Source organism: Acidocella aromatica (genome assembly GCF_014201825.1).
Classification (GTDB): domain Bacteria; phylum Pseudomonadota; class Alphaproteobacteria; order Acetobacterales; family Acetobacteraceae; genus Acidocella; species Acidocella aromatica.
In genome coordinates this window covers 35,914-54,085 of the sequence record NZ_JACHFJ010000005.1, presented here as the reverse complement: position 1 = coordinate 54,085, position 18,172 = coordinate 35,914, and the positions used below count along the sequence as shown (strand labels likewise).

At 65.5% G+C, this 18,172-nt stretch carries 16 protein-coding genes; 13 read left to right on the top strand and 3 right to left on the bottom strand.

The window, feature by feature from the left end; genetic code table 11:
• The first annotated feature begins 48 nt into the window (after positions 1 to 48).
• Both HNP71_RS07330 and HNP71_RS07325 read left to right on the top strand, forming a co-directional pair.
• Positions 49 to 855 carry a phosphotransferase gene (locus HNP71_RS07330; protein ID WP_183266237.1) on the top strand — a complete coding sequence of 269 codons (807 nt, stop codon included), beginning with the start codon at positions 49 to 51 and terminating at the stop codon, positions 853 to 855.
• A 32-nt stretch (positions 856 to 887) separates the two neighbouring features.
• The gene (locus tag HNP71_RS07325) at positions 888 to 1,133 is read left to right on the top strand and encodes a hypothetical protein (RefSeq protein WP_183266236.1); all 246 of its coding nucleotides are present in this window, start codon (positions 888 to 890) and stop codon (positions 1,131 to 1,133) included.
• Positions 1,134 to 1,162: 29 nt separating this feature from the next.
• Here the strand turns inward: HNP71_RS07325 and HNP71_RS07320 are convergent, their stop codons facing one another.
• Entirely contained in the window at positions 1,163 to 2,032 is an 870-nt protein-coding gene (locus HNP71_RS07320) for a transglutaminase N-terminal domain-containing protein (RefSeq protein ID WP_183266235.1), read from the bottom strand.
• The gene (locus HNP71_RS07315) at positions 2,029 to 4,239 is read right to left on the bottom strand and encodes a circularly permuted type 2 ATP-grasp protein (RefSeq protein WP_246344117.1); all 2,211 of its coding nucleotides are present in this window, start codon (positions 4,237 to 4,239) and stop codon (positions 2,029 to 2,031) included. Before HNP71_RS07315 ends, HNP71_RS07320 begins: the two co-directional genes overlap by 4 nt.
• Positions 4,240 to 4,556: 317 nt before the next feature.
• Between HNP71_RS07315 and HNP71_RS07310 the strand changes: the two genes are divergently transcribed.
• The 5 genes from HNP71_RS07310 (at position 4,557) to HNP71_RS07290 (ending at position 10,421) form a co-directional block, all read left to right on the top strand.
• On the top strand, positions 4,557 to 6,032 hold the full coding sequence (locus HNP71_RS07310; protein ID WP_183266234.1) for a circularly permuted type 2 ATP-grasp protein: 1,476 nt from the start codon (positions 4,557 to 4,559) through the stop codon (positions 6,030 to 6,032).
• A complete protein-coding gene (locus HNP71_RS07305; protein WP_183266233.1) occupies positions 6,029 to 7,045 on the top strand; it encodes an alpha-E domain-containing protein in 1,017 nt (338 codons plus the stop codon). Before HNP71_RS07310 ends, HNP71_RS07305 begins: the two co-directional genes overlap by 4 nt.
• Entirely contained in the window at positions 7,042 to 8,607 is a 1,566-nt protein-coding gene (locus tag HNP71_RS07300) for a glycosyltransferase family 39 protein (protein ID WP_183266232.1), read from the top strand. The genes HNP71_RS07305 and HNP71_RS07300 overlap by 4 nt, the downstream gene beginning before the upstream one ends.
• A 21-nt stretch (positions 8,608 to 8,628) precedes the next feature.
• The gene (locus HNP71_RS07295; RefSeq protein WP_183266231.1) at positions 8,629 to 10,098 is read left to right on the top strand and encodes a GH1 family beta-glucosidase; all 1,470 of its coding nucleotides are present in this window, start codon (positions 8,629 to 8,631) and stop codon (positions 10,096 to 10,098) included.
• A 119-nt stretch (positions 10,099 to 10,217) separates the two neighbouring features.
• Complete coding sequence (locus tag HNP71_RS07290) at positions 10,218 to 10,421, top strand: hypothetical protein (protein WP_183266230.1); 204 nt, start codon at positions 10,218 to 10,220, stop codon at positions 10,419 to 10,421.
• A gap of 67 nt (positions 10,422 to 10,488) precedes the next feature.
• Here the strand turns inward: HNP71_RS07290 and HNP71_RS07285 are convergent, their stop codons facing one another.
• Positions 10,489 to 12,486 (bottom strand): hypothetical protein, encoded by a 1,998-nt coding sequence (locus HNP71_RS07285; RefSeq protein ID WP_183266229.1) that lies wholly within the window; start codon positions 12,484 to 12,486, stop codon positions 10,489 to 10,491.
• A 188-nt stretch (positions 12,487 to 12,674) separates the two neighbouring features.
• On the opposite strand from HNP71_RS07285, the gene HNP71_RS07280 reads away from it, so the two are divergent.
• From HNP71_RS07280 to HNP71_RS07255, 6 genes are all read left to right on the top strand, one after another.
• Positions 12,675 to 13,013 (top strand): P-II family nitrogen regulator, encoded by a 339-nt coding sequence (locus HNP71_RS07280; protein ID WP_183266228.1) that lies wholly within the window; start codon positions 12,675 to 12,677, stop codon positions 13,011 to 13,013.
• Between the two features lie 255 nt (positions 13,014 to 13,268).
• On the top strand, positions 13,269 to 14,033 hold the full coding sequence (locus tag HNP71_RS07275) for a ferredoxin--NADP reductase (RefSeq protein WP_183266322.1): 765 nt from the start codon (positions 13,269 to 13,271) through the stop codon (positions 14,031 to 14,033).
• A 169-nt stretch (positions 14,034 to 14,202) separates the two neighbouring features.
• Positions 14,203 to 14,994 carry a ferredoxin--NADP reductase gene (locus HNP71_RS07270; protein ID WP_183266227.1) on the top strand — a complete coding sequence of 264 codons (792 nt, stop codon included), beginning with the start codon at positions 14,203 to 14,205 and terminating at the stop codon, positions 14,992 to 14,994.
• Positions 14,995 to 15,034: 40 nt separating this feature from the next.
• The gene (locus tag HNP71_RS07265) at positions 15,035 to 15,601 is read left to right on the top strand and encodes a cob(I)yrinic acid a,c-diamide adenosyltransferase (protein WP_183266226.1); all 567 of its coding nucleotides are present in this window, start codon (positions 15,035 to 15,037) and stop codon (positions 15,599 to 15,601) included.
• Positions 15,594 to 17,300 carry a bifunctional protein-serine/threonine kinase/phosphatase gene (locus tag HNP71_RS07260; RefSeq protein WP_183266225.1) on the top strand — a complete coding sequence of 569 codons (1,707 nt, stop codon included), beginning with the start codon at positions 15,594 to 15,596 and terminating at the stop codon, positions 17,298 to 17,300. The genes HNP71_RS07265 and HNP71_RS07260 overlap by 8 nt, the downstream gene beginning before the upstream one ends.
• A complete protein-coding gene (locus HNP71_RS07255; protein WP_281376887.1) occupies positions 17,297 to 18,154 on the top strand; it encodes a metallophosphoesterase in 858 nt (285 codons plus the stop codon). Before HNP71_RS07260 ends, HNP71_RS07255 begins: the two co-directional genes overlap by 4 nt.
• The last annotated feature ends 18 nt before the right edge of the window (positions 18,155 to 18,172 follow it).

Here is an 18,172-nt window from a genome sequence, read left to right as displayed (position 1 = left end):
AAGTGGAAGCCATTCCCTTTTGGTCTGGTCCCATCAAGATCTGGCCGCTTGAGGGGGGGCACCACCAACCGTAACTATGGCGTATTGCAGGCCGATGGCCAGCGCTTTGCCGTGCGCCTGGGGCAGGACAAGCCCGAGCACGGGGTGATGCGCTTCAATGAGCAGGCGGCCGCAAGGGCGGCGGCGCGGGCCGGGATTTCACCGAAGATTTTCTATACCTCGCCGGGCGTGATGGTGATGCGCCTGCTGCCGGGGCGCAGCCTGAAGGCGGATGAGATCCAGAAGCCGGAGAACCTGCTGCGCGTGGCGGCATTGCTGCGCCGCTGCCATACGAGCATGGCGGGCTTCCTGCAGGGGCCGCTGCTGGCCTTTTGGGTGTTCCACATCAACCGCTCCTATATCGGCGCGCTGTACAAGGCCGATTCGCGCATCCGCGAGCGGCTCGAGGGGCTACAGGAGATCAACGAGAAGCTGGAAGCTAGGGTCGGCAAGGTGGATATCGTGTTCTGCCACAACGATCTGCTGGCCGGAAACGTGTTCGACGATGGCGCCCGGCTCTGGCTGCTGGACTGGGATTATGCCGGGTTCAACGCGCCGATGTTCGATCTCGCCAATCTCTGCTCCAACAACAATTTCTACCCGCATGAGGAAGACGCACTGCTGCGCGCCTATTACGGGCGGGAGCTGGAGCGCGGCGAGCGTGATGCGTTCGAGGCGTTCAAATGCGCGTCTCTGCTGCGCGAGGCGTTGTGGAACGCGACCTCGGAGCTGTCCTCGGACCTCGACGTGGATTACGCCCGTGCCACCGATGATTACCTGCACCGGTTGGAGGTCGCGCTCGCCGCGCTGAATTGAAGCTCACCTTCTGCGTGCTTATATGACTAAATATGAGCAGCATGAAAAACGATGAAGGTCCGGTGATCGACATGACGCCGGAAGGCGAGTTTATCGACCCGCCGCCGGCAAAGTCGGGTGTGGGCGTGTTTCTGGTCCGGCTGGCGATTTTTGGGCTTATGGTCGGGGCCGTCGGGCTGATGTTCTGGACCATGCTGCTGGCGCTGCCTCTGCTGCTGCTGGCGGGGGTGGTCGGGTACTTCATGGCGTTCCGCCCCCGCTCGCCGGGAAGGCTCTAGGGGGTTTTCAAAGCCTTGCGGGACGTAAGTTAGGTCAGCACCGGGTCCAGATCGACATTTACCCGCAGGAAGTGCCGCCCGCCGCCCAGGATGATGCCGCGCAGGGGGGAGACGTCGTTGAAATCGCGGCCCCAGGCGAGAGTGACGTGCTCGTCGCGCACTAGCAGGTTGTTGGTGGGGTCGAAATCCACCCAGCCGACATCCGGGCCCATCCAGGCGGAAAGCCAAGCATGGGACTGGTCGGCGCCGCGGCGCTTCTCCTGCCCTGGTGGCGGCGAGGTGCGCAGATACCCCGACACATAGCGCCCTGGCAGCCCCAGCGCGCGCAGGCAGGCGAGCATGAAATGCGCGTAGTCCTGGCACACCCCGGCGCGTGTGGTGAGCACATGGGCAGCCGTGGTGCAGTTGTTCGTCACGCCGGGGCGGTAGGTCATCTCGTTGAAGATGCGCTGGTTAAGTTCCAGCACCGCGCTCAGGATACTGCGGCCGGGCAGGAAGCTGACGGCGGCGTAGTCGGCGATCTCGCCATTAGGTGCGGCAAGCGTACTGGGCAGGCAGAATTCCGCCACCTCGGGGTCGATGATCCCCCGCGCGGCGATGGCCTCCCAGCGCAATGCCTCCTCGCTCGGTGGCGGGACGGGGTGGGAGACCTCCACCGTGGCGCTGAGGGCGACGCAGAATTCCTTGTGCGCCCCGGTGAGTGACACGGTGGTGGTGCGGTTGCCGAAATGGTCGATCTCGTCGCGCCGGTTGTCCGGGGCGGGGGAGATGTTGAGCTGTGATTCGCGCACCATCTGGCCCACGCGCTCGCGCGGCAGCAGATGCAGGAAATGCGTGCCAAGGACCACTGGCTCGGCATAGTCGTAGGTGGTGGAGTGGTGCAGGCGATAGAGGGTCACTGCGCGGCTTCCAGGATCTCTTCCTCTTCCAGAGTATGCGCCTCTGGCAGCAGGGTAAAAAAGCGCCGGTGCACACGGTCGGAGAGCAGGCGCAGCTTGCCCCCGGCCTGGGTCAGCGGGGTGCGCAACCCGATGGCGGTGCCGGCGAGGTTGGTGACATCCTGCTGCAGCAGGCGGGCGGTATCGGCGTCGTCCTCGGCGCCCAGGCGCTCCAGGCAGACGCGCAGCGCCGCACATTGGTAGCTCAGCGAGCGAGGGTTGGAGACATCGGCCAGCAGCATGGAGAGTACCGGGCCGGGGGCCAGGATGCCCGCGTGGCGCAGGTCGTAGCTCAGCACGGAATCCGCCAGCTCGATACCCAGCCCCATGCCCGGCTCCAGGCGTTCGGGCGGAGCGTCGAGCAATATGGCGAGGCTTCCGGCAAGGGTCTCGCCGCGCTCCAGCCTGCGGCCCATTTCCAGGAACAGCCAGCCGCCATCGCGCGACATGTTCTCCGCCGCGATGCCCGCGAAGGTGGCGGCGAAGCTCAACATGGTGGGCAGCGCGGTTTCCTCGTTGGGCAGGGCCTCGGCGGCTTGGTGCAGGGCGAAGCGCACCGTCGCCAGCATGGAGGGCGAGAGCCGCTCGGAGGCCGCGTTCACCAGCCGTCCCACCTCCTGCAGCAGCCCGGCGACGGGGCGGCGGCGCGCCAGCGTCTGGCGCAGCAGGCGGCCGGAGACGGCGCTGCCCGCGATGTCGGCCGGCAGCAACCCGGCCTGAGCCAGGCAGCGCGACAGCAGGGTGCGCTCGGCGATGTCGCGCGGTAGCGTGGTGCCGGATTCCAAACGCGGCAGGGCCAGCATGAGCAGGCGGCAGGCGGCTTCCAGCCGTTCCACAGAGCGGCCGAGCCAGAACAGATTGTCGGCCAGGCGCGAGGGCAGATGCGCCGCGGGCAGGAACTTCACATGCTCGGGCGGCTCGGCCGGTGGGGGGCCGGCGGTGTAGAGGTCCTCCTCCTCGTCCAGCACCCAGATATCCTTGAGCCCCAGCGGAGGTGCGCTGCTGCCCGCCGAAACCAGGGGCAGGCCAAGCCCGCCGGGCAGGATCTGCCAGTTCGTGCCGTCATTCCAGGCGAACAGGCGGAAGCTGAGGGGCACCGAGGCATAGCCCTTGCCAGTGATGAAGGGCGCCTTGGAGGGGGTGGCGACATCGTCCTCCGTGGCCCGATGCAGTAGCGGTTCTTCCCCCAGCAAAGGCTGGCAGAGCTGATCGATATACGGGAGCAGGGGAGCGGCTTCCAGCAGCCCGGCGCCGGGGGCGTTGAGCATGGTCAGCACCCCGGCGCGCACGGCGCCGAAGGAGCCGGGAATGCCAAGCCCAGGGCGGCCGCCTTGCTCCAGCGGGTCGAGGTCGATGCCAGAGATGCCGCGGATCAGTGTGGCGACATGCAGCAGCCCGCTCAGCGTCTTCATGTGCAGGGCGCCGTTGCGGGCGGCGAGGTCGCCGGGCTCGATCAGCAGCAGGCCCAGCGCGCGGGCGAGCAGGGTTTCGTCCACGCTGTCCTGATTGGCGGGGCCGTTCGCCCCGGCGGAAAGCACGGCGACCAGCGCGCCCTCGGCTTCGCGGTGCAGATGGTCCACCAGCATCTCGCGTGCCGGGCGCAGCGAGCGCAGCCCGCCCGCGCGGAACAGTTCCGGCACGGTGCTGGAGGCGAGGCGGCGCAGGCTGAGCGCGTGGCCCAGCCCGGGGATGATGCCGGTATGGTCGCGCAGCAGGCGGAACTGGCCGTCCGGAGCGCGGATTACATCCGCCGCGTACAGCGCGAGCCGGGGGGCGGCGAGCGGCGCCGTGGTGTGCATGCCGCGCAGAAAATGCTTGTCGCCCAGCACCAGGGCCGGGGGCAGCAGGCCTTCGCGCATCAGCGTCTGTGGGCCGTACATATCCTCCAGCGCCGCGTTGAGCATACGCGCGCGCTGGCGCAAGGCCGCGGCTAGGTTGTCGAACTCGGTGGAGGTGAGCAAGGCGGGCAGGGGGTCGTAGACGAATTTCTGCGTGCTGCCGAACGGTGTGGCCAGGCTGATCTGCCGGTTCAGGGCCGCGGTGCGGCGCTCCAATTCCTCGGGCCCGATCTCGCGCACAGCGGACATGACTGGCCCCCACGGGCGGCGAATCCGGCCCAGGTGGTCGATCATCTCATCACGGGCGGAGGTCTCCGGCGGTGTCTGCATCCTTGCTGGCTTAACAGACTGTCACGCCAGTGCCTACCGGGAAAAAGTCTTGCGCGCGGGGCAGGGGCGGAGTGGTCCGGGATTTGCATGGGCTATGACATGAAGTTGAAGAGAGGGACTTGCGGGGAAACCCGTTTTGGAGGCAGCTTGAAACCATCAAGTGACGGATAGGCGTCAAAACATGGTTAATGCGCGATGAAATTCTCAGCGGGGCACGTCAGTCTGGCGCGGATTTCAGCATTTTATGATCATGGAATGACATACCGCGCGGCACTCCCTCTTCCCGACAATCTGTTCTGTTACTTGGAGGCGCTGGTTTGAACGAGGATTTCCGTAAGCTCTGGCCCGATTACGATCCTGGCCGTTACTTCTGCGAGCTGACCACCACGCGCTCCGATGCCGGCCCCGTGCCGCGCTGGCTGGCCGAGCGGCTGGAGGGAATAGGGCTGGACGCCCTGCGCGCCCGCGCCTCGGCGGCGGAGACGGATCTGATCGATCTTGGCGTCACCTTCACCGTGTATTCCGACGCCACGGCCATCGACCGCATCCTGCCCTTCGACTGCATCCCCCGCGTGCTCACCGCCAGCGAGTGGGATTTGCTGGAGCGCGCCTGCAAGCAGCGCGTGGCGGCGCTGAACGCGTTCCTGGGGGATATCTACGGCAAGGGGCAGGTGGTGAAGGACGGGGTGATCCCGGCTGACCTCGTCTACGGCAATTCCAACTATCGGCCGGAGATGCAGGATTTCCCAGTTCGCTATGGCACTTACGCGCATATTTGCGGCATCGACATCATCCGCGACGAGCATGGCGATTTCCGCGTGCTGGAGGATAATGCGCGCACGCCATCGGGCGTTTCCTACGTGGTGGAGAACCGACATCTGATGCTGCGTACCTTCCCGGACCTGATGGCCGGGATCAAGCTGCGTCCGGTGGACGATTACGGTCGGCGCCTGCGCGCGGCGATGGCCGAGGTGGCCCCCGCCTGCACCGACGATCCGCAGGTCGTGCTGCTCAGCCCCGGCATCTACAACTCCGCCTATTTCGAGCATGTGTTCCTAGCGCGCGAGATGGGCGTGCCGCTGGTGGTGGGCGCGGACCTCACGGTTGAAAACGACCGCGTTTATATGCGCACCACGGCAGGGAAGAAGCGGGTGCATACCATCTATCGCCGCCTGAACGACGACTTCCTCGACCCGCTGGTGTTCCGCCCGGATTCCATGCTCGGCGTGCCGGGGCTGATCGGCGCCTGGAAGGCGGGCAATGTGACCATCGCCAACGCGGTGGGCACTGGCGTGGCGGACGATAAGGCGGTCTATGCCTATATGCCGCGCATTATTAAGTATTATCTCGGCGAGGAGCCGCTGATCCAGAATGTGGACACCCATATCTGCCGCGAGGCGGAGGGGCTGAAATACACGTTGGATAACCTCGACAAGCTGGTGACCAAGCCGGTGGGTGAGTCCGGCGGCTATGGCATCACCATTGGCCCGCGCGCGAGCAAGGAGGAGCTGGAAGCCTCCCGCGCCGCCATTCTCGCCAACCCGGAGAACTGGATCAGCCAGCCGGTGATCGGCCTCTCCGTGGCGCCGACCTTGGCGGAAGAGGGCATCGGTCCGCGCCACCTCGACCTGCGGCCCTTCATCATCACCGGCAAGGAGAGCTGGGTGCTGCCGGGCGGGCTCTCCCGCGTGGCGATGAAGCGCGGAAGTCTGATCGTCAATTCCTCCCAGGGCGGCGGGTCCAAGGATACCTGGGTGCTGGCTGAATCTTTCGCCAAAGGAGATGCGGCATGAGCCATATGCGCGATCCCGGATTGTTGGCGCGTGACGCCGAGGGGCTGTTCTGGATGGCCCGCTACTTCGAGCGGGTGGAGAATCTGGCGCGGCTGATCGACGTGACGCAGAGCTTCGAGAGCCCCGGCGAGGAGACCGCCGCCTGGTGGGGGCTGATCCGCATCAATGCCGATGAGAAGAACTTCCTGGAGCGCGGCTTCTCGGTGGATGCCACGCATGTGAAGCGCTTTTACCTGCTGGACCGGGGCAACAAGACCTCCATCCCCGCCTCGGTGGAGGATGCGCGCACCAACGCGCGCACCCTGCGCCCGCTGATGAGCACCGAGATGTGGCGGCAGATCAATGTGTTCCAGCGCTTCGTCTCGTGCATCACCCCCGAGGATCTGGAGGGCGACGCGCTCTCACGCGTATGCACCAAGCTGAAGGACGGCGTGCAGGCCCATACCGGCATCACCCAGGGTACAATGTACCGCGACCAGGGCTGGTATTTCTACGAGCTGGGCCGGTTCATCGAACGCGCCGACCAGACCACGCGCATGCTCGACATTAAATACACCGCGCTGCTGCCCCAGGGGGCGGAGGAGAAGCGCGTGGCCGAGCTGACGCAGTGGAACGCCGTGCTGCGCGCCGCCGCTGGGTATCATGCGTTCAAGCGCCTCGCCCGCGCGGCGTTCTCGCCCGAGGATGTGGTGCATTTCCTGCTGCGCGACCCGTCCTCGCCGCGTTCGGTGCTGCTTTGCGTGCGGCGGACGGAATCGCATCTCGACGATCTCCGCCGCCTCTATGGGCTGAACGCGGCGGGCGAGGCGATCGAGATGGCGGAGCTGCTGCGCGAATTGCTGGTCGGAAAACCGCTCAGCCATATTCTCGCCACCGGGTTGCATGACTATCTAGACTTGGTTCAGATTCATTTGCAGAAACTTGCGGCGGCGATCGGCCGGGCTTTCTTCCGGGACTGGCGACCGGGCATCGAGACGCCGCAGGAGGCCGCAGCGGTTCAGGAAACGGCTTGACTAAACTAGACGACTTCAGACAGCGCCTCTTACGCCTGTTGCACGCCCCGGACCCGCTGTGGCCCGGGGCGGTGTTCTTGCTGGCGCTGCTGCCAAGGCTCGTCGGGCTGGGGGCACGGCCGTTCTGGCTGGATGAGGTCTTCACCCTGCAGCGCGTCTCGCTGAACACGCCGGATCTGGTGCGGGACTCCTTCTATAACCACCACATGCCCAGCTTCTTCCTGATGCTGCGGCCCTTCCTGGCGCTCGGGCACCCGGAATTCTGGCTGCGTGTGCCCTCGGCGGTGTTCGGCGCGGTGGCGGTCACGCTGGTGTTCGTTATCGCCCGGCGCATCGGCGGGGTGGTGGCGGGGGCGCTTGGCGCTCTGGTGCTGGGGCTCTCGCCCATCGCTTTGGCTTTCAGCCAGGAGGCGCGCTCCTACACGCTGGAGATGTCGCTGATCCTGGTGGCGCTGTATGGCATCACCCGGCTGGCGCAGGATTTGTCCGCCGCCTGCGGGCGGATGCTGGCGCCGCAGGCGCGCGCGGGTTGGCTTGCCTATATCTTTGGCACCGGAGCGGCGCTGGACGTGCTGGGCGATGGTCTGCCCTGGTTGCTCGCGGCCAATCTCATCGCCGTGGCGCTGGCTGTGCAGGCGCCGTCGCGCCGGGCTTTCCTGCTCAACATGCTGCGGGCGGACCTTGCCATCCTGCTGCTTTGCGCGCCGTTCTACCTGATGCTGGAACTGCACCAGGAGAAAAGCTTCGCGCAGACCCTGGCCTGGATTCCGCCGCTCGATTTCACCCGTCTCTGGTACAGCTTCGGTTCCGTCTATTTCATGCGGGTGGCGGATTCGGTGACGTTTCACCTGATGGCGCTGCCCTCGCCGCTGCTGATCTGGGTGATCGATACCACGCTGGCCATGGCGGTGGCCGTGGCGGGGTGGCGGCTGCGCCGCAAGCCCGCCGTGTTGGCCGTGCTGGGCATCTCGCTGCTGTTCCTGCCGCTGCTGCTGACCGCCATTTCGCTCTGGCAGCCCATTCTGCTGCCGCGCTACATGCTGTGGAGCAGCGCGCCCTTCGCCATCTTGGCTGGGATCGGCGCCAGCGCGTTGCTGGAGATGTGGCCGCCCCGGACGCGCGGCTTGGCCGTGGTTGTGGCCGTGGGGCTGCTGGGGATCAACGCTGTTTCTTATTACCGAGCCGAGACCAAGCCGCGCTGGGATCTGGCGGCGCAGATGCTGGCCCAGGAGATGGCGCCGGGCGACGTGCTGTATCTGCACGATTTCTACGCTAGCAAGGAGCTGAAGATCTATCTGCCACCCGGCAAGCGGGCGGAGGTGATGGAGGATGCCGATGGCGATCTGGCCCATGCCGCTCTGGCGATGAGCCAGGGCAAGCGCGTATGGGCCGTTTATGGCTTGGCGGGGCAGGGCAGCGAGAAGACCGAGAAACAGGGCTACCAGGAGAGCCAAACCGTGCTGGGGCAGCCCACCCAGGTGCAGAACGCGGGGGGGCGAATCGTCATCGTGCTGTACGACCCCGCGGCCGGACAGGGCTGCGCGCCCGGCGGCTGCCACTAAGCTCTTGAGGTAGGTTTCCGTATGGCGAGTCTGCGTTCCGTTCTGTCTCTTTCACGCCGTGGGCTATTCAGCCTGCCCGCCTTCGCGGCCATGCCCGCCTTGGCCGACACAGCAGCCGTACAGCACCCGGACCCGCCGCCGCCCGACCCGGCAAGCTTCCATTTCCCGCCCGGCTTCGCCTTTGGCGTGTCCAGCTCTGCCTACCAGATCGAGGGTGCGGTGCATGCCGATGGGCGCGGGACGTCCATCTGGGACGAGTTCTGCCACAACCCGTGCCGCACAACCGACGGCAAGACCGCCGATATCGCCGACGACCATTACCACCGCATGCCCGAGGATGTGGAACTGATCGGCGATACGGGGCTGCGCCATTACCGCTTTTCCATTGGCTGGCCGCGTTTGTTCCCCGATGGCGGTTCCAAGCCGAACCCCAAGGGCTTCGCCTTCTACGACCGGCTGCTGGACAAGCTGCTGAGCAAGGGCATCACGCCCTGGATGACGCTGTATCACTGGGATTTGCCCCAGGCCCTGCAGGACAAGGGCGGCTGGACCAATCGCGACACCGCCTATCGCCTGGCGGATTTCGCCGCCGCCACCGCCCACGCCCTGGGCGACCGCGTGCCCAACTGGCTGGTGATGAACGAGACCGCCGTGCATGCCTATATCGGCCACGGGCTGGGCTACCACGCGCCCGCGCTCACCGGCGTGAATAACTGGTTCTGCGCGCTGCATCACCTGAATCTTGGCCAGGGGCTGGCGATCCAGGCGCTGCGGGCCTCGGGCAGTAAGGGGCGCGTGGGCACCGTGGCCGCTTGCGAGCCGGTGATCCCGTCCAGCCCGTCGCCGCAGGATGTGCTGGCCGCGCAGACGCTGGATGCCGCCTGGAATGGTGGCGTGCTGGAGCCGCTGTTCGAGGGCACTTACCCCGAGCTGATTTCCCCTTACACCGCGCCGTATGAGCGCAGCGGCGATGCCGCGACCATGGCGCAGCCGATCGACATGCTCGGCATAAATTACTACAGCCGCCTGTACATCGAGCATAACCAGGCCCGGCCGCTCAACCTGTTTTTCGGTCCCAACAAGCATCCCTCGCCCTATTATGCGGGAGGCTGGCCCATTGAGCCGGACGGGATGTACGAGATCCTCAAGAGCATCCAGAATCGCTATAAGCCGCGCGAGATGTTCATCTCCGAGAACGGCTATGCCACCGGCACGCCCGATGCCGGCGGCGTGCCGCTCGATGATGTTTCGCGCATCTCCTACATTGCCCAGCACCTGCGCTTTCTGCGCAAGGCCATGGAGGAGGGCGTGAACATGAAGGGCTATTTCGCCTGGTCGCTGCTCGACGGTTTCGAGTGGAATGACGGCATGAAATGGCATTTCGGCCTGGTGGCAGTGGACCCGGCCACGCTCAAGCGCATCCCCAAGCGCTCCTACCACTGGTACGGCGCGGTTGCCCGCGCGTATGAGGCATCGGCGATACAGGTCTGAAACTCAGGCCAAGGCTGTTTTTTTGCAGTGCAACGGCTTGGCCATAATTTTGATATAGTTTATTGGTAAAATGTTTCAGCGGTCATGTGGATGTGGCCGCGAAGTAGAGGAAAAACAACATGTTTCGCCAGTTCGTTCTTGCTGCCACCACCGCCGCCCTGATTGCTGGTCCCGCCATGGCGCAGACCGCCGCTGCCCCGGATGCCGCTCCGGCCGCCACCGCTCCCGCCACCGCGGCGAAGCCGGCGACCCACGTGAAGGCCCATAAGGTCTCTCACCACAAGAAGGCTGCCCCGGCTGCCGCCACCACCACCAAGAGCTAAAACTCGAAGGTTTGGTAAACCGGGGGCCGGTGTAACGCCGCCCCCGGTTTTTTATTGCCTGCTTGACTCAGGCGCGGACCAGCCCCGCTGAGGCGAGGCGCGCCGGACGGTAAGCGGGAGCGGGGTTGGCCTCGGCCAGCTTGTCCCAGTTCCGCAGAATCAGGTCGATTTTCAGAAATACGGTGTTCAGGTCGAGGAACTCCCGCGCCAGCCGCGCTTGGGCGGCGAGGTTGCGGTGCGAGGGCTCGCCCGAGATCAGCCGCGCCCCGGCGGAGACGCGCAGTGCGCCCATCTGGCCCTCGCCTTGCGGCTGGGCCAGCGGCACCGGCTGGCCGATATGGCAGATGCGCGCCGCCACCCAGCTTTCCTGCGGTAGCAGCGGCGAGAGATCGGTGTTCAACCACATATAGACCTGCCTTGCCTCAGCGGGGGTTAGGCAGCGCTCCGGCGCGTGCGGGGCGCGCAGGCTGAAGGTGAAGATGCTGGGCAGGCGCTCCCACGCTTCGTCCGACTCCATGCGGCGGATGGCAGGGGCCTCCAGCAGTGTCAGAGAGGGTTGGGCGGCGATGGCGGCGCGCACCGTCTCGCCGAAACCGCGAAGGATTTCCGCGCGGCGGGCGGGGGGCACACGCAGCAGGGCCTTGATCTCGCCCAAAGCCGCGTGCCAGCGCAGGGAGAGCCCATAATTCCCAACCGGGGGCAAGGGGGTGGCGCAACGCGCGTCGGCGGGGAATTCATCGCGCCCGAAATAGGCGGAGAGACCCGCGGGAAGCGTGCCGGTGGCAAGGCGCGCGCCATAGCTGGCGGGAAGGATGGCGGCACCCGCGAAAGGCGGGCCGGTGAAGAATTTGGAGCCGGTGACGAGCACCACGGCGTCCTGCGCCAGATAGGCGCGGAGCGACGCCGGAGAGAGCCGGGTCTGGCAGGCGTCGAGCACGAAGTCGAACTCGTCGCCATAATCCAGGCGGAGCTTGGCGAGGAAGGCGGGCGAGGGGGCGAGCAGCCCGGTCTTGGAGAGGTCCAGTCCGTGCAGGATGACGCGCTTGCCCTCAGCGATGCCGGCGGCGAGCACGGCTTCGATCTCGGCTTCCACCACCGCTTCTTCGCGCACGGCACCGGAGGCCTCGCGCAGCATGATATTGGCCAATGTGGTGTCGGGGCGGAAACCGTCGATGGGCGCCTCGAAGGTGACGTCGTGGCCGCGCGCGGTATCCACGGCGAAGTGCAGCCCGCGCGCCGCCATGGGCACGCCGCGCCCGGTTTCCTCAGGTGCGATGAGGATGTTGAGGATGGGTTTGTCGCTGCCCGCGAGATGAGTGAGCGCCAGGGCCAGCAGCTCGGTATCGGTGCCCGAGGCGGCGAGGATGATGCGCTCCTCCGCCCCCAGCCCAAAGGCGCTGGCGATGCCGCGCCGCACCGTCTCGATGGATTGGCGGATGGCCTTCTCGGGCGCCGTGCCGCGCAGCAGTGCGGTGGTAACGCGCAGGCGGGCCTTATCCGCCGCGATATAGCCACGTTCGGAGGAGGAGGACGCCGTGGAGGAGGCGAAGGTGATGGCCCAGGGGCGCGGGCGGTGGCTGCAGCCATAGCCGTTGAGCGCGGTTTTCGGGTCGCGGGCGAGGCGGATATCGCCCCCCGTTTCCATCAGCGCCTCGGCGGTGCCGAGATGCGGCCAGTTGCGGTGCAACAGGTCGGACTCGGCGGCGGAAAGGCCGAAATGCCGCGCGAGTTGGGCCGGGCCGGGCGAAACCTCGGCTGCCATGGGGGCAACCCAGCCGGGCAGGGCGGCGCGGTCCTCGGAGGACAGGCTGCCGGCCTCGGCGGTGATGAACTGCGCCGCGGCACGGGCCGCGGCGGCGCGGGCCAGTGCGGCGGGCACGCCCTTGCGGGTGAGTGTCTCGGCCTCCAGTGTCAGGCGCAGATGCAGCCCCAGCAGCGCGGGGCGGGCGCGGGCGTCGTCGTCCAATTCGGCTTTCAGGCCGTGGAAGGCGGCGAATTCTGGGGCGAGACGGACGGCGTCGGCATGGAGCTGGCACTCGATGTCGCGCAGGGTCGCAGAGGTCATTGCATCTCCGGCGGTAAACTTGGAATTGTTTACCCCAGATTACCGAAGCACGCCAAGTTTCTTCCCCAGGCGATGCCCCGCCGCCTTGCGCGGCGGCGGAAAAAATTGATTGCTTAAATTAAATTCAGGTGCCTAACTGCGGCGCAAGCCGGGGAGAGCGCCCTCATTAGAGAAGGGTGACGACGTAGATGAAAAAGATTGAAGCCATTATCAAGCCGTTCAAGCTGGACGAGGTAAAGGACGCGCTGCACAGCGTGGGGCTGCAGGGCATCACCGTGATCGAGGCCAAGGGTTTTGGCCGGCAGAAGGGCCATACCGAAACGTATCGCGGCGCGGAATACGTGGTCGATTTTCAGCCAAAATTGCTGGTCGAGGTGGTGTGCGCCGACGATCTGGTGGAGAATGCCGTCGAGGCGATCATGCATGCCGCCCGGACCGACCGCGTGGGCGATGGCAAGATTTTCGTGACCGAGGTGGATGAGGTGATCCGCATCCGTACCAGCGAGCGGGGCGAGGCGGCGATCTAACCGTCTGAGTGCTTTTATGCCTCTTCGGCGGGCCCTTATGTGGTCCGCGTAGAGGTTTTTTGTTTTTTAGGCCCCTGCAATGCCAAAAAAGAGGTTAACATTTTCTCTGGCTCGTATATGCACGCGCGCGGATGCGGTATGGGACAGCCCGACGGCATTGTAATAGGGCTGGGTTAGCCTGTATGTCCCCTCGGCCGGAAGCGGCCCGATGGGCGGACCCGGCGACGTAAGGAGCGGAGTAGGAAATTGGCGACGATGTATACCGAGACGGTGCAAACCGTCCGGCACTGGACTGACCGGCTGTTCAGCTTCACGGCCACGCGTAATCCCGGTTTCAGGTTCATCAGCGGGCAGTTCACGATGATCGGCCTCACGGTCAACGGCAAGCCCCTGCTGCGCGCCTATTCGATTTGCAGCGCGCATCACGAGGATCACCTGGAGTTCTTCTCCATCAAGGTGCCGGATGGTCCGTTGACCTCGCATCTGCAGAAGATCCAGCCGGGTGACCAGCTGATCGTCGGCGCCAAGCCCACCGGCACGCTGATCCAGCAGAACCTCAAGCCGGGCAAGACGCTGTATCTGCTCTCCACCGGCACCGGCCTCGCGCCGTTCGTCAGCATCGTGAAGGATCCGGAGACCTATGAGCTGTACGATCATATCGTGCTGGCCCATGGCTGCCGCGAGATCGCGGAGCTGGGTTATGGCGAGCAGATCGTGAACAACCTGCTGAACGACGAGTTCTTCGGCGAGATCGCACGCGAGAAGCTGCTGTACTACCCGACCGTGACGCGCGAGCCGTTCCGCAATAATGGGCGCCTGACCGCACTGTTCGAGCAGGGCAAGCTGGAGGCCGATCTCGGTCTGGCTCCGCTGAACAAGGAGACCGACCGCGTGATGCTCTGCGGCAGCCCGCAGATGCTGGATGATTTGCAGAACCTGCTCATCAGCCGCGGCTTTACCGAGGGTAGCCACCACACCCGCGGCGAGTTCGTCATCGAGAAGGCGTTCGTCGAGAAATAATCCGGCGGACCATCCGCAGGGACTGAAGACGGGCCGGCGCATCATGCGTCCGGCCCGTTCGCTTTTTGGTGCAATGATATGGATCATTGATGAACCCGTGGTTGCGCCGCAGTAACCTTGCCACGCGCCGGCCCAAGAACGAGCCGCCCGCAGCCCTGCGGAGACGACCATGGCAACGAACCTCTACACCGAAACCGTAACCTCCATCAGCAACTGGACGGATACGCTGTTCAGCTTCACCACCACGCGCAATCCTGGTTTCCGCTTTCTGTGCGGGCAGTTCACGCCGTTGGGCATTGTGGTGGACGGGCAGCCCTTGGCCCAGGGCGAGCAGCCGGTACTCAAGCGCAGCGCCATGTGCAGCGCGGTGCATGAGGAGCATCTGGAATTTTTCCTGGCCAAGGCTGGGGACGACGAACTGACCGCCCGGCTGCACGATATGAAGGAAGGCGACCAGGTATTGGTGGGCGGTAAGCCAACTGGCGCGTTGACCCTGAACAACCTGCAACCGGGGGCGAAGCAGCTTTACTTGTTTGCCACCACCAGCGGCGTGGCGCCGTTGCTTAGCGTGATCAAGGACATTGATACCTACGAGTTCTACGATTACGTCGTGTTCGTGCATTGCGCGCGCAAGGTGGAGGAGCTGGCCTTCACCGAAGCCAGCATCACCAACCTGCTCAAGGATGAGTATTTCGGCGAGCTGGTGCTGAAGAAGCTGTTCTTCTACCCCACCGTCACGCGCGAGCCGTTCCATACCACCGGGCGCATCACCACGTTGCTGGAGGCGGGGAAGCTGGAGATGGATCTCGGCATGCCGCCGCTGGATATCGCCACGGACCGCGTGATCATCTGCGGCAATGCCGAGATGACGGCGGATGTGCGCGAGCTGATCGAGGCGCGCGGCTTTGCCGAGGGCAGCCACGCGGCGCAGGGGCATTTCCTGGTCGAGGCGCCTCGCTAATCCGGCTTGCGGCGCGCTGTCTGCCGTGGTGCAGTACAGCATGGTCAAACTGGACAAGATTTATACCCGTGGCGGAGACCACGGCGAAACCTCGCTGGGCGATGGTTCGCGCGTGGCGAAATCATCGTTGCGCATCGCTGCCCTGGGCGAGGTGGACGAGGCCAATGCCGTTATCGGCCTTGCCCGGCTGCATGTGGCCGAGGATGAACTGCTGGGCAGGGTGCAGAACGATCTGTTCGATCTTGGCGCGGATCTGTGCGTACCCATCGCTGAAAACGAAGCTCCGGCGCTGCGCATCGTGCAGGCGCAGGTGGATTGGCTGGAGGCGCGCATCGACCAGCTGAACGCCGCGTTGCCGCCGCTCACCTCCTTTATCCTGCCGGGCGGCACGCCGGGTTCGGCGCATCTGCACTTCGCGCGGACCGTGGTGCGCCGGGCGGAGCGCGCGGTTGTGCATTTGCTGGAAGCGCCCGAGGAAAAGGTGAACCGGCTTGCGCTGATCTATCTCAACCGTCTCTCCGATCTGCTCTTCGTGCTCGCCCGCGTGGCCGCGGGCAATGGGGCGGGGGATGTGACCTGGCAGCCGGCGAAGCATCGGCATGGCTGAAACAGCCCCGATAGAAAGCGGCGCATGGCGGGTGGCCATGGCCTTTGCCGCGCAATGCGGGTCGTCCAGCTCGCATAATTTTTTCGCCGTTTATACCGGCGAAAGTTTCGAGAGCCCCGAGCGCGGGGTGATCGGGGTAATGGCCCGCGCCCATGCCGAAACGCAGATCAGCGTGGCCGGCGCGCGCGATGCCGCGCAGCTTGCCGTGCATTCCTTCGCCGAGGGGTATTTCGGCGCGCAGCGCACCCTCTCGGCCCGGCGGGCGGCATCGCAGGCGCTGGTCTCGCTCAACCGCTGGCTAGCCGGGCAGATGCACGGCGATGTCTCGCGCCATCTTGCCCCTGTCTCCCTCTCGGCGCTGCTGCTGGAGCGCCGGCGGATCGGCATGGTGCAGATCGGCGCCTGCCAGCTCTTCCGCCTGCGCGGAAAGGGGCTCTCGCCGCTGATGCGCCCGCATGCCCGGCCCGGCGAGTTTCTGCCCGCCCGCGCCTTGGGGCTGACCGATGATCTCACCGTGGACCATGCCGAGGAGTTCGCCGAGGAGGGGGATGTGTATTTCCTGCTCGGCGGTGTGGAGGGCGTGGCGCCGGAGCTGGTTTATGGCGCGCTGGCCCCGAGGCTGGTCTCGCCCCCCGAGGGTGACGAGGATCTGGCCCAGGCGGTGCTTTCGGCCCTGGCGCCGCTACCGGGGATGGATAAATCCGTGATGGTGATGCGGATTGCCGCCGCCCCCTCGGATAACGGCGACGCGGCGATGGCCGCACTCTCCGACCTGCCACTGCGCCCGCCCCCGCGCGAGGGCGATGTGTGGGATCATTTCATCATCGGGCAGACGCTGTTCCGCGGGCGCTACACCATCCTCAAGGCGGCCTACGATACCATCGGCCAGCGCGAGGTGGCGATGAAGATCCCGCTGCCCTCGATGCTGCAGGACGAGGTGTTCACCGCCGGGTTCATGCGCGAGGCGTGGATCGGCACCGCCGTGCGCGGCAATAACGTGGTGCGGTATCTGGAACTGCCGCCCGAGCGGCGCACCTCGCTGTATCTGGTCATGCCGCTTTACCAGGGCGAGACGCTGGAGAAACGGCTAAACCGCGCCCCGCCGATGGGCCTGCCGGAAGGCATAGGCATTGCGCTGAAACTTTGCGAGGCGGTGCAGGATCTGGCGGCGATCCAGATCATCCACCGCGACCTGAAGCCCGATAACGTGATGCTGCTGGATGAGCGCGGCGAGGTGCGGCTGCTCGACCTTGGCCTTGCCTATCTGCCGGGCATCGATGCCGCCGAGGCGGTGAAGCCGGGCGGGACCATACGCTACATGGCCCCCGAATTGCTGCACAACGCCCCGGCCAGCGCCCGTACCGAGGTGTATGCGCTGGGTGTGACCATCTACCGCATGTTCTCCGGCGGACCGTTCCCGTTCGGCCAGCGCGAGAAGTTGCCTCTGGCGCGCGTGCGCCCGGATTTGCCGCGCTGGCTTGGGCTGGTGTTGCAGCGCACCCTGGCCCCCAGTCCCGAGAACCGTTACGCCGATGCCGGGGAGCTGGCTCAGGCGCTGCAAACCGGGCTGGTGCAGGGCGAGGAGGGGATGCATCAGCCATTCTGGCGGTTGCGGGCCTCGGAGCTGTATGTGTGGCGGCTGCTCACCACGATATTCGCTGCCGGGTTCTTCTATCTGCTATTAACCGGCCATAGATGATCCGCATCCTGTATATGAGTGACCTCCATCTCGAGATGGAGCGCTGGCGCCTGAGTGTGCCGGGCTGGAAGGGCTTTCTCTCGCGCCATAGCGGGGTGCCCAAGCACCCTTCACGCGGGCCGATGCTCACCAACCTGCCACCGGCGGACCTCGTGGTACTTGCGGGGGATATCCATGTCGGGCTGCGCTCTGTCGTTTATGCCGAGCAGGTCTCGGATTTCCTGGGTATTCCCGTCGTGCTCGTGGCGGGCAACCATGAGTTCTACCACCAGCAGATCCAGCTTTTGCAGCCGGCCTTCTTCTCGGCGGCGGAGCGGACAGAGGGGAAGGTGCGGTACCTCGAAAACACCGTCGCCAGCTTCGACCTGCCGGGCGGGCGAGTGCATGTGCTTGGCTGCACGCTGTGGACGGATTTCGCCCTGCGCGGAAACATGGCCGAGGCGATGGAGTTCGCTGGCCGGCACATGAACGATTACCGGCTGATCTACCGCATCGCCACCCGATTCCAGCCCGACAACGCGCTGATGCGCCATGAGCGCTCGCGCGCCTGGCTGCACATCACCATCTCGCGGTTGCGTGAGGAGGACCCGGAGGCGAAAATCGTCGTGGTCACGCATCACGCGCCGGGCGAGGCGTATCTGGGCCGGCGGGATGGTGGCATTGCCCCGGCCTATGCCTCGGACCTGCTGCCCGAGTTCAGCGCCAACCCGCCTGATGCCTGGATTCATGGGCATACGCATTTCCGGCACGATTCCGTGCAGGAGGGAATCCGCGTGGTCTCCGCGCCGCGCGGGTATGTCAGCCATGAGGGGAAAAAGGCGCTGGAGTTCTGTCCGGGCCTATTGGAGGTTTGACAGCAAATAATTCCTGTG